Annotated in this window: 10 protein-coding genes; all 10 read left to right on the top strand. The window is 57.4% G+C overall.

Features of this window, described 5'->3' with window-relative positions:
* The first annotated feature begins 33 nt into the window (after positions 1 to 33).
* The gene (locus tag NM10_RS06910) at positions 34 to 1,653 is read left to right on the top strand and encodes an EamA family transporter (RefSeq protein ID WP_020310874.1); all 1,620 of its coding nucleotides are present in this window, start codon (positions 34 to 36) and stop codon (positions 1,651 to 1,653) included.
* A 320-nt stretch (positions 1,654 to 1,973) separates the two neighbouring features.
* Positions 1,974 to 3,950 (top strand): single-stranded-DNA-specific exonuclease RecJ, encoded by a 1,977-nt coding sequence (gene recJ / locus NM10_RS06905; RefSeq protein ID WP_036243849.1) that lies wholly within the window; start codon positions 1,974 to 1,976, stop codon positions 3,948 to 3,950.
* 14 nt (positions 3,951 to 3,964) lie between these two features.
* Positions 3,965 to 6,169 carry a RelA/SpoT family protein gene (locus NM10_RS06900; protein ID WP_020310872.1) on the top strand — a complete coding sequence of 735 codons (2,205 nt, stop codon included), beginning with the start codon at positions 3,965 to 3,967 and terminating at the stop codon, positions 6,167 to 6,169.
* Positions 6,166 to 6,615 (top strand): D-aminoacyl-tRNA deacylase, encoded by a 450-nt coding sequence (gene dtd / locus NM10_RS06895; RefSeq protein WP_020310871.1) that lies wholly within the window; start codon positions 6,166 to 6,168, stop codon positions 6,613 to 6,615. Before NM10_RS06900 ends, dtd begins: the two co-directional genes overlap by 4 nt.
* Before the next feature lie 15 nt (positions 6,616 to 6,630).
* On the top strand, positions 6,631 to 7,266 hold the full coding sequence (locus NM10_RS06890) for an MBL fold metallo-hydrolase (RefSeq protein ID WP_020310870.1): 636 nt from the start codon (positions 6,631 to 6,633) through the stop codon (positions 7,264 to 7,266).
* 3 nt (positions 7,267 to 7,269) lie between these two features.
* Positions 7,270 to 8,244 (top strand): AI-2E family transporter, encoded by a 975-nt coding sequence (locus NM10_RS06885; RefSeq protein ID WP_020310869.1) that lies wholly within the window; start codon positions 7,270 to 7,272, stop codon positions 8,242 to 8,244.
* Between the two features lie 90 nt (positions 8,245 to 8,334).
* Positions 8,335 to 8,865, top strand: a complete 531-nt coding sequence (locus NM10_RS06880; RefSeq protein ID WP_020310868.1) for a Fur family transcriptional regulator — start codon at positions 8,335 to 8,337, stop codon at positions 8,863 to 8,865.
* Entirely contained in the window at positions 8,786 to 9,571 is a 786-nt protein-coding gene (locus NM10_RS14550) for a hypothetical protein (RefSeq protein WP_239639644.1), read from the top strand. The genes NM10_RS06880 and NM10_RS14550 overlap by 80 nt, the downstream gene beginning before the upstream one ends.
* Positions 9,499 to 10,320: a radical SAM protein gene (locus NM10_RS14545; protein WP_239639649.1), complete on the top strand. Its 822-nt coding sequence runs from the start codon at positions 9,499 to 9,501 to the stop codon at positions 10,318 to 10,320. Before NM10_RS14550 ends, NM10_RS14545 begins: the two co-directional genes overlap by 73 nt.
* Positions 10,321 to 11,586, top strand: coding sequence for a histidine--tRNA ligase (gene hisS / locus NM10_RS06870; protein ID WP_020310867.1), 1,266 nt, complete (start codon positions 10,321 to 10,323; stop codon positions 11,584 to 11,586).
* Positions 11,587 to 11,590: the final 4 nt, after the last annotated feature.

The following is an 11,590-nucleotide window of genomic DNA, read 5'->3' as shown; positions in this document are numbered from 1 at the left end:
TTTTTATAACCATTTTGAAAGGGGTCTTTCTGTATGTCATCTAAAATGGGTACATTATGTATTGTTTTGACAGCCATAGCCTTTGGTACGATGGAAATTTCCTTGAAGATTGCCGGAACGGCGTTCACGCCTTTCCAGCTGACTTTCCTTCGGTTCCTCGTCGGCGGGCTGCTGCTCATGCCGCTGGCTGTCCGCGATTTGAAGAAGCGCAGCATCCACCTCGATCGTTCTGATTGGGGCTATTTGGCTGTCCTCGGGCTGATTAACATCTGCTTCAGCATGATCCTCTTCCAGATCGGGGTCAACATGGCCAATGCCGGCCTGGCAGCTATCGTTTTCTCCAGTACCCCGATTTTTGTCATGATTTTTTCGTATTTCATCATTCACGAAGCCTTTACCCGCAAGAAGGCCATTACCTTGGTCTTGAGTATCATCGGCCTGGTCATTGTCGCCAATCCCATGGCCATTATCCGCAGCGGCAATATCGGCCTGCTCGTATCGCTGGCAGCTGCCGTTTCCTTTGCCCTTTATACGGCGCTGGGTAAACTCCGTATTGAAAAACTGGGCGGCAACGTAGAAAACGCCTTCAGCTTCCTCATCGGCTGCGTCTTCCTGTTTTTCATCCTCTTGTTCCACGGCGACCCCATCGTGGCCGGTATTGATTCCCAGACCGTATGGCCCCTTATTTACTGTTCCTTAGTCGTCACGGGCTTCGGCTATCTGTGCTTCATGAAGGCCATCGAACTGACAGGTCCGTCCAATGCATCCTTTGCCTTCTTCATCAAGCCGATCATCGCCTTGATCTTGTCGGCCATCATCTTGTCGGAACCGATTACGGTCAATGCCGTCGTCGGCCTGGCCCTGATCCTCCTGGGCTGCACGATGGCAGGGCCGATTGAACACCTGCTCTTCCGTCACCATGCTATCGGTGAAATCGAAGGCCGCGAAAATCATCCGGCCTGGATCAAGGAAGATACAGAAAGTCCCTTGGTCATTACCATTTCCCGTGAATACGGCAGCGGCGGCCGCAACATCGGCAAGCTCGTCGCCCGTAAGCTCGGCATCCCTTATTACGATACGGAAATCCTCAACCTGACCCGTAAAGAACATCCGCAGACCTTCGCCGCCTGGTGTAAAGACCGCAAGCGCATGCTCGGCCCCTTGCTGACCAAGGTCTATGACGATTATATCCACTACGCGTCGGGCTATGAATCGAAGCAGCAGGAAATGTTCCGCGATGAATCCGAAGTCATCCAGGCTCTGACAGAAGGGAAGTCGTGCGTCATCGTCGGCCGCCTGGCCAACTACATCCTGCGCAAACGGCCGAATACCTTCAATGTCTTCGTTTCGTCCGACCCGGATTGGGCCATCCAGCGCATCATGCTCCGCGAACACGTCGATGCCGACAAGGCGCGGAAGATCCGCAACCACGTCAATCACGAACGGCGCGACCACTGCATGTACTGCACCGATTCCTATTGGGGCTACGGCGCCAACTACGACTTGAGCCTCAAATCCAGTGACTACGGCATCGTCAAGACAGCCGACCTCATCCTGCAGGCTGCCCAGCACCGCCTGACTATCTCCAAAGAAGATATCAACCCTGCTGCCGACCACAACGCCGTCTCCGCGCCGGCTGTAGCCGAATCGTGATTTTGTAGTTTGCAGTAGGGGCTTGCACGTGGCAAGCCCGCAACTGGATATGTATGGATTTTCCCGTCCGGCTCCGTAGAGAATTCACCCAGATACCGAAACGGGTCGCCCACGTGGCGACCCCTACAGAAAAAGCGCTGTCTTCATATGACAGCGCTTTTTTTTACGCCTGCCATATTTAAACAAACTTTAAACTTTCTCAAAATTAACAAATAATGGCAAATAGCTATAGATTTAGCCTTTATTTTGAGAATAGAAAGTGATAAAATAATAGTTGATTTATTGATAGTGATTATTCTTGAGAATGTGTCGTGATAGCTATGGAGAAACGATGGCAGTTCGGCAGTCCCGACGAGGGGCTCATGGAGGCCTTGTCCGCACAATTACATATATCCCCGGTCTTGGCACAGGTACTGGCCAATCGCGGCATCGCCGATGTCCGGGCAGGGGACCATTTTCTTCACAATACTTTGGCCGATATGGCCGATCCTTTCCTGATGAAAGGCATGGAGAATGCCGTCATCAGGCTGGAGCAGGCGATAACTGAAAAGCAGCGCATCGTCATCTACGGTGACTATGACGTCGACGGCATTACGTCGACGTCTCTTGTTTATTCCGTCCTTCGCGACCTCGGCGCATCGCCGCAGTTCTACATTCCCGAACGGGAGAGCGAAGGCTATGGCCTCAACGAAGGGGCCCTGGAGCAGCTGAGCCGGCAGGCCGACCTGCTCATCACCGTCGACTGCGGCATTTCGTCACACGACCTGGTCCAGCAGTTCTCGCCGGTCCTGGATATGATCATTACGGATCATCACGAACCGCCGGAACAGATCCCGCCAGCCCTGGCCGTCCTCAATCCCAAGCAGGCCGGCTGCCCCTATCCCTTTAAGGAGCTGGCCGGCGCCGGCGTGGCCTACGTCCTCTGCCGGGCCCTGTGGCAGCATCACTGCCATGAAGACCTGCCGGGCTATACGGACCTGGCGGCCTTGGGGACCATTGCCGACCTGGTCCCCCTGACTGGCGAGAACCGTATCCTCGTCCGCCATGGCTTGGCGGCCATGAAAGAAGGGAAGCGGACGGGCATCAAGGCCCTCCTCGATGCGTCCAATCTCAGCGGGAAGGATATCACGGCCGGCCGTATCGCCTTTACGGCGGCGCCGCGCCTCAATGCGGCCGGGCGCATCAGCCATGCGACGAAGGGTGTCGAACTGCTCCTGGAAACCGATGCGGCCAAGGCGGCGGCCGATGCAGCCGAACTGAGCCGCCTCAACACGGAGCGCCAGGACATTGAGCACACCATTGCCCAGGAAGCCATCACCCAGATCGAAGGGCAGGCGAGGGGCCGCGACGGCGTCCTCATCGCCTATCATGAGGGCTGGCACGTCGGCGTCATCGGCATCGCCGCATCGCGCCTGGTAGAGACGTATTACCGGCCGTCCCTGGTCATCACCGTCCGCGACGGCATCGGCAAGGGATCGTGCCGCAGTATCAGCGGTTTCAACATGTACGAAGCCCTGCAATACGCCCAGGATTTGCTCATCCAGTTCGGCGGCCACACCATGGCGGCGGGCTTTTCCGTCAGGGCCGAGAACATCGAAGCCCTGCGCCGGCGCCTGCTGGACTATGCGGCAGCGCATATGACGGCCGCCGACTACGTCCCCTTGGTCCACATCGACAAGCAATTGGAACCGGCCGATGTGACCTTGGACCTCATTGTTGAGCTGTCCCGCCTGGAGCCCTATGGCATGGGCAACAGCCGGCCCGTCTTTTCCCTGAGCGGGGCTACGGTAGAGGAAATCCGTCCCATCGGCCGGGAAAAGCAGCACGTCCGCCTCGTCGCCCGCGGCGCCGATAGGACACGCCTTTCCGGTGTCGCCTGGTCCCAGGCGGGCCTGTGCGACGCCATCGTCGAAGGCGACGTCATCGACGTGGCCTTCCAGCTCGAACGGAACGACTTCAATGGCATGTCGTCGCCGCAGCTGGTCATCCAGGACGTCCACCTGCCAGGCCGCCACATCGTCCTCAACCGGGCGGTCATGGTCGATATTTACATGGCCCTCAAGAAATGCATCCCCGACTGGGGCATGCCGGTCTGGCAGGTCCGCCGCCGTCTGGCTGCGGACCAGGGGGACTGTTATGATGTCCACACCATTTACGCTGCCATCGTCGTCCTCCGGGAAATCGGCGTCCTCAAAATACGCCATGATGACGACGGCCCAGCTTATTATTTTCCTATCCTTGCGGGGAAAATGGATCTTCATGCGTCGCCGACGTATGAATTGTACTGCAAGGAGTGAGGAGGTTTCATATTATGGAATTTAAAGATAAAGATGTCGAATTCAAACACCTCATCGACACGATACATACGTATCTGCCCCAGGCCAAATGCGATGACGTGACCAAAGCCTATAACCTGGCCGAAGAGGCCCACAAGGACCAGCGCCGCGTCAGCGGGGAACCGTATATCCTGCATCCCCTGGCCGTCGCCCAGATACTGGCAGATATGAAAATAGATACGACGACCATTACGGCGTCGCTCCTCCACGATGTCGTCGAAGATACGTCGTACACACTGGAAGATATCAAGAAGATGTTCGGCAAGGAAGTAGCCTTCCTCGTCGACGGCGTCACCAAGTTGAGCCGCCTCAATTACCGTACCAAAGAAGACCAGCAGCTCAACAGCATGCGCAAGATGTTCCTGGCCATGGCCAAGGACGTGCGCGTCGTCGTCATCAAGCTCGCCGACCGCCTGCACAACATGCGTACCCTGCGCTACATGCGCAGCGACAAGCAGAAGCGTATTGCCCAGGAAACGCTGGAAATCTTTGCCCCCCTGGCACACCGCTTAGGGATTTTCAATATCAAGTGGGAACTGGAAGATTTGTCCTTCCGCTACCTCGAACCGGACAAGTACTACGACCTCGTCGACCAGATGAAGCAGAAGCGCCACGTCCGCGAAGAAATCGTCAACGAAGCCATCGACGTCCTCAAGAAGGCCCTCGACGAAGCCCACATCCACTGCGAAATCAACGGCCGGCCCAAGCATTTTTACAGCATTTATAAAAAGATGAAGAAAGATAACCGCGACTTGAGCCAGGTCTATGACCTCTTCGCCATCCGCGTCATCGTCGACGACGTCAAGGACTGCTACGGCGTCCTGGGTATCGTCCACAGCCTGTGGAAGCCACTGCCGTACCGCTTCAAGGACTACATCGCCATGCCTAAGCCCAATAACTACCAGTCCCTGCACACGACAGTCATCGGGACGAGAGGGCAGCCTGTAGAAATCCAGATCCGCACCTGGGAAATGCACCGCATCGCCGAATACGGCGTCGCCGCCCATTGGCGTTATAAAGAAGGCAACCAGACGGCCAACAAGGACGCTTTCGATGAAAAAATGGGCTGGCTGCGCAACCTCCTGGAATGGCAGGACACGAGCAATCCGAAAGAATTCGTCAACGCCCTGAAGCTCGACGCCTTTTCCGACGAAGTCTTCGTTTTTTCGCCGCGGGGCGACGTCATCGACCTGCCCCAGGGTTCTATCCCCATCGACTTTGCCTACCGCATCCACACCGACGTCGGCCACCGTTGCGTCGGCGCCAAGATCAACGGCAAGATCGTCCCTTTGGACTATAAATTGAAGAACGGCGACATCGTCGAAATCATTACGTCCAAAGTCGGCAAGCCCAGCCTGGACTGGCTGAACATCGTCGGCAGCTCGGAAAGCCGCTCGAAGATACGCAGCTGGTTCAAGAAGGAAAACCGCGAAGAAAACATCGCCAAGGGCCTGGATGCGCTGGAACGGGAATGTAAGCGCCTGGGCCACGACTGGAAAGCCCTCAACGTCGGCGGCCGCCTGGGCCGCGTGGCCAAGCAGATGAACGCCGGCTCCGAAGACGACCTGGTCGCCGCTGTCGGCTACGGCGGCTTTGCCGTCAATACGGTCCTCATCAAGCTCCTGGAACTGCACAAGAAAGACTTGCAGAAGCAGGAAGAAAAGACCAACAGCCTGGCTGCCCTGGAAAAACTCAAGACCAAGAAACCCGTCAAGCACAACGGCACGGGCATCCTGGTCAAAGGCGAACCGGGCCTGCTGGTCCGCCTGGCCAAATGCTGCAGCCCTGTACCGGGCGATCCCATCATCGGCTTCATCACCCGCGGCCGCGGCGTCTCGGTCCACCGCGCGGACTGCCCGAACGTCACGCACGGCCAGAACGACGTAGACCGCCTCATCGACGTCGAATGGGATTACGACGGCAACGAACGCTTTGAAGTGAACATGGAAATCGTCGCCTACGACCGCACGGGCATCATGGCCGAAATCATGGCCACCCTGGCGGAAATGAAGATTTCCATCCTCAGCGTCAACGCCAAGACCAGCGATACCAAGAACGTCACCATCCACATGGGCATCAGCATCAAGGACCTGGCCCAGTTTGAATTCGTGGCCACCAAGATACGCCGCCTGAAGGATGTCTACGCCGTCGAACGCTATACGGGAGGGAGCCAGACATGAGAGCTGTCGTACAAAAGACCCTGACGTCTTCTGTGACCTCGGACGGCGTCCTCACCGGCCAGGCAGGCAACGGCCTGACGGTCCTCCTCGGCGTTTCCGTCAAGGATACGGAAGCCGACGTCCGCTACCTGGCCGACAAGATCGTCCACTTGCGTATCTTTGAAGATGACCAGGGCAAACTCAATCACTCCCTCCTCGACGAGGGAGGGGAGATGCTGGTCATTTCCCAGTTCACCCTGTACGGCGATGCCCGCCACGGCCGCCGTCCCAGCTATATCGAAGCGGCCAAGCCCGAACAGGCCGAAGCATTATATGAGCAGTTCGTCGCCGCTGTCCGCGCCTTCGGCGTCACCGTGGCGACAGGCCATTTCCGGACCCATATGGTCGTATCCCTGGCAAACGACGGGCCTGTGACCATCCTCTTGGACAGCCAGAAAACCTTTTAAGGGGGAAGTATACTTATGAGCATGAAATATATCAGTATGGAACTCGGTCCTATCATGACCAATTGTTATATCGTCTACGACACGGATACGAAAGAAGCCATGGTCGTCGATCCGGCCTGGGATTATCCCGCCATCGACAAGGCTCTGACCAGCCATGGCCTGACGCTGAAGTTCATCTTCCTGACCCATGGCCATGCTGACCACATCGGCGCCCTGCAGGAACTGCGCCAGCGCAAGAACGTACCGGTCTACGTCGGCGCCGGCGATGCCGACCTCATTTCCAATTCGCACAATAACCTGTCCCTGTTCATGGGCCAGGCCATCGAATGTACGTCGGCAGACCACCTGGTCAAGGACGGCGATGAACTGACATTGGGGCATCTGCACTTCACAGTCCTGGAAACGCCGGGCCATACGCCGGGCGGCCTCAGCCTGTACGGTGAAGGCGTCGTCTTTTCCGGCGACACGCTGTTCCGCTATTCCGTCGGCCGTACCGACCTCTACGGCGGCTCGTCGAAGACGCTGCTCCACAGCCTGGAAACGAAACTCATGACCCTGCCTGACAATACGCTGGTCCTGCCTGGCCACGGCCCGGCTACGTCCATCGGCGACGAACGGCGTGGCAATCCATTCCTGGACGGAGGCTGGTAAACCATGGTTGCCTATAAGGGCGCGGAGTTCTGGATGCGCGTCACCCTGGCCATCCTGGCCGGTGCGCTGTTCCTCACGGTCCATGCCGTCTACTGGCCCGTCGTCATTTCCCTGATCCTGACGTTCATCCTCATGCCTATCCGCGATGGCGTCATCAAAGGGCTGCGGCGCCTGACCGGCCGTCATGTACCCATCGACCTTGCCATCCTCATCTCCTTTGTCATCCTCATCGTCATCGTGACGATTATTACCAATATCATCGTCAAGCCGCTGGTCATCCAGGTCAATCTGCTGGCAGCCAACTTCAACGATTTGGTCAGCCAGACGGCGGCCCTGGTGACGCAGCTTGAAAATGAGCAGACCCAGTTCTATATCCCGGACCAGGTCAAGAAAATCGTCAACGATGCCTTCGTCAAGATCGGCAATTACGGCATCGAGGGCATCACCAACCTCATCCAGTCCGTCTTTGCCATTGCCGGGACGGTCGTCGAATTCTTCGTCGTACCGATCATTACTTTCTACTTCATGAAAGACGGCGGCCACATGGTCAAGAGCTTCGTCGATATCTTTCCCGAAAGCTATCGCAGCCATCTGGCCGGCCTCTTCCAGGAAATACAGCACGTCCTGAGCCGCTACATCCGCGGCCAGATCCTCATGAGCTGTATCATTGCCACCCTGACTTTCCTCGGCATGTGGGCCATGGGCGTACCGTACCCCATGGTCATCGGCATCTTGGCGGCCATTACCGAATGGATACCCATCGTCGGGCCTATCGTCGGCGCCGTGCCGGCTATCCTGCTCAGCGCGACGGTCAGTTTGTCCCTGCCGCTGAAAGTCATCATCTTCTATATCGTCATCCAGCAGATCGACAGCCACCTCATCATGCCTCAGGTCATGGGGGCCGTCATCAGCCTGCATCCGGTCGTCATCGTCATCGCCCTGCTCATCGGCGGGACCCTCTTTGGCGTAGCGGCATGATCCTTACCGTCCCGGTGACGGCAGTCTTACAGATTTTGTGTAAACATTTATGGTTTTACAATACATATAAAGAAAAGGCGATGAAGTACAATGGAAACAACGAGAACAGAAACTAATAAGAAAGAAATCATGGATACCATGATGAAACGCATGAAAGAAAAGATCAAGTTCAAGAAATGCAAGATGACGTCCCAGCGGCAGATCATCCTGCGGGCCTTCGTCGAAAGCCCAATCCGCCATATGAGCGCCGAAGAAGTCTTCGAGCTGGTCAAGAAGACGGCGCCTGACATCGGCCTGGCTACGGTCTACCGGACGCTGGACCTGTTCACCCAGATGGACCTCTTGAAGAAACTCGATTTCGACGACGGCTGCAGCCGCTATGAATTGAATGACCGCGACAATGAAGGCCATTTCCATCATCATCTCATCTGCCTGGGCTGCGGCAAGGTCTGGGAATGTGAAGACGACCTCCTGGAAACGCTGGAAACGATCCTGGAAAAGCGCCTCCACTTCCACACCGTCGACCATCAGCTGAAAGTCTATGGCTACTGCGAAGCCTGCCAGAAGAAACGGGAAGAAGAAGCAGCCAAAGAAGCCGAAGCTGCGAAAGAAGCGGAATAAGATGGCCCTCCAGACCTATACCTATGACGGGCCGGAACGCTTCCATTCCCTCGTCGGGCAGGTCATGGCCTCCCTGGGCTATGTCGGCGGCCGGGAAGTCCGCGACGTCGGGGCTGCCGTCACTGTCCGCGAGGAAGGCGCTCACCTCCACGTGCGCTGTACCTTCCAGGACGGCGGGGCGCCCTGGTCTTCTGAGGCCCGCCTCGTCGGGACGGACCGGGAACGGGCATCCCTCAAGGACTGCCTCATCCACTGGCATAACCGCTTCTGCGGCCACGGACCCAGCCCGTGGGGGACGCTCATCGGCGTGCGGCCGACGAAACTGGTCCACCACCTCTTCGACCAGGGCTTCACAGCCGACCAGGCCGAAAAGGCCTTGCAGACGTCGTATTGCGTGGCGCCGGCCGTCGCCCGGGACCTGGTGGCCATGGCCAGGCTCCAACGGCCTTACGTCACCGACAGGGGCCGGAAAGTGGCCCTCTACGTAGGGATTCCCTATTGTCCCAGCCACTGCCTGTACTGCTCCTTCCCGTCGCGCCTCATCGGCAGGAAGGGGAGGCGGAACTCACGGCTTTTCGCGATGCCGTCCTGGCCGACCTCGACGACCTGGCCGACCTGTGCCGGACCTATGACTTGGAAGTCACGTCGCTCTACGTCGGCGGCGGTACGCCGACGTGCCTGCCCCTGCCGGTACTGGAAGCGATGATGACGCGGCTGGCCCGGAATTTCCCGGAAGCCTGCGAATGGACCGTCGAAGCGGGACGGCCCGATACGGCGACGCCGGACATGCTGGCCATGCTCCGCCAGGCCGGTGTCGATCGCATCAGCGTCAATCCCCAGACGTTGCAGCAGCATCTCCTCGATGCCCTGGGCCGGCGCCACCGGGTCGAAGATATTTACACCATGTATGAGAACTGCCGGAAACTGGGTTTTTCCGTCATCAACATGGACTTTATCGCCGGCCTTCCCGGGCAAACCGTGGCAGATATGCAGGAAAATATGGAAATTGTTTGCAAACTGCACCCGGAAAATGTTACAATTCATACGTTAGCATTAAAAAAACGGGCACCCTTATTCCATCATGAATTGCGGGCCGCCATTCCGCCAGCCGAAGAAACGGGCCATATGGTCCGCCTCTGTCAGTCCATCCTGACGGCCGGCGGCTATGTGCCGTACTACATGTACCGCCAGAAGTACATGGCAGCCAGCTTCGCCAACATTGGCTATGCCCTGCCGGGCAGCGTCAGTGCCTATAATATCGAGATGATGGAAGAACGGCAGTCCGTCCTGGCAGCCGGACCGGGCGGGGCGACGAAGTTCCTCTGCCGCGACGGCCACACCTTGGAAAAGGTGTACATGCTGAAAGACGTCGATGCATATGTGCAGGCGCTGGCCGAAAGAATAGCCCAGCGCCGCCGTTTGTGTGCTATCATATACGGAAAAGAGGATGTTTAAATGGCTATTACTGCACCGAGAGGCACGCAGGATTTTCTGCCGGAACAGACGGCAGAGTGGCAGCTGCTGGAAGCAAAGATCCGCCAGATCTGCTCGCTCTACGGCTTCGGCGAAATCCGCACGCCTATGTTTGAAAGTACTGAATTGTTTTTACGCGGCATCGGGGAAACGACAGACGTCGTCACCAAGGAAATGTATACCTTTGAAGACCGCGGCGGCCGCAGCATGACATTGCGCCCGGAAAATACGGCTTCTGTCGTCCGGGCCTTCCTGGAACACAAGCTCTACGGCGACCCGCAGGTCCACAAGTTCTACTACATGGGCCCCATGTTCCGTCATGACCGCCCCCAGGCTGGCCGTTACCGCCAGTTCACCCAGTTCGGCGTCGAAGAAATCGGCTCCAAGGACCCGGCTGTCGATGCGGAAATCATTGCCATGGCCTTCCAGCTCTTCCGGGAACTGGGCCTCAATGATCTGGTCCTGCACCTCAACTCCGTCGGCTGCCCGAAGTGCCGTCCCGTCTATCGCCAGAAGCTCCTCGATTTCTTTGCCGACAAACGGGACCAGCTCTGCGACGACTGCAACGAACGCCTGGAAAAGAACCCGCTCCGCGTCCTCGACTGCAAGGAAGACGGCGAAAAGATGATGCAGATGGGCGTACCTTTGATCACGGATAATCTCTGCGACGACTGCAAGGAACATTTCCACAAAGTCCAGGAATATCTGACGGCCATCGGTATTCCCTTTACCCTCGACCCGCGCCTGGTCCGCGGCCTCGATTATTATACCAATACGGCCTTTGAAATCATGTACGCTCCTTTGGGCGCACAGAGCACGGTCTGCGGTGGCGGCCGTTACGACGGCCTCATCGAAGAAGTCGGCGGTCCGTCGACACCGGGCATCGGCTTTGCCATCGGCATGGAACGGCTGCTCCTGACCTTGAAGGAACAGGGCCTCCTGCCGCCGGTCGAAAAGAAGCAGCCCGTCTTCATCGTCGCCCTCGGCGATGCGGCCAAGACCAGGGCCTTCGAACTGCAGCAGCAGCTCCGCGAAAAGGGCCTCTATGCTGAAATCGACCTCCTGGGCCGCAGCATGAAGGGCCAGATGAAATCGGCCAACAAGCTCAATGCCGATTACACGGTCATCATCGGCGAAAACGAATTAGCCGCCGGTGAAGCCCAGGTCCGCAATATGGCCAGCAAAGAACAAGTCAGCGTTCCCCTTGATGGGATTGTTGCATATATGGAAACACACAAGAAGGGATGATTTA

The sequence above is a fragment of the Megasphaera sp. NM10 genome (assembly GCF_000417505.1).
In the GTDB taxonomy this organism is placed as follows: domain Bacteria; phylum Bacillota; class Negativicutes; order Veillonellales; family Megasphaeraceae; genus Megasphaera; species Megasphaera intestinihominis.
This window is presented reverse-complemented; position numbering and strand designations above follow the sequence as displayed.

Excerpts from the sequence above, each read along its gene's own strand:
- NM10_RS06880 (WP_020310868.1), top strand. The coding sequence starts at position 8,335 with ATGGAAACAACGAGAACAGAAACTAATAAGAAAGAAATCATGGATACC.
- NM10_RS06910 (WP_020310874.1), top strand. The coding sequence starts at position 34 with ATGTCATCTAAAATGGGTACATTATGTATTGTTTTGACAGCCATAGCC.
- hisS (WP_020310867.1), top strand. The coding sequence starts at position 10,321 with ATGGCTATTACTGCACCGAGAGGCACGCAGGATTTTCTGCCGGAACAG.
- NM10_RS06900 (WP_020310872.1), top strand. The coding sequence starts at position 3,965 with ATGGAATTTAAAGATAAAGATGTCGAATTCAAACACCTCATCGACACG.
- NM10_RS06890 (WP_020310870.1), top strand. The coding sequence starts at position 6,631 with ATGAGCATGAAATATATCAGTATGGAACTCGGTCCTATCATGACCAAT.
- recJ (WP_036243849.1), top strand. The coding sequence starts at position 1,974 with ATGGAGAAACGATGGCAGTTCGGCAGTCCCGACGAGGGGCTCATGGAG.
- NM10_RS06885 (WP_020310869.1), top strand. The coding sequence starts at position 7,270 with ATGGTTGCCTATAAGGGCGCGGAGTTCTGGATGCGCGTCACCCTGGCC.
- NM10_RS14550 (WP_239639644.1), top strand. The coding sequence starts at position 8,786 with ATGGCTACTGCGAAGCCTGCCAGAAGAAACGGGAAGAAGAAGCAGCCA.
- dtd (WP_020310871.1), top strand. The coding sequence starts at position 6,166 with ATGAGAGCTGTCGTACAAAAGACCCTGACGTCTTCTGTGACCTCGGAC.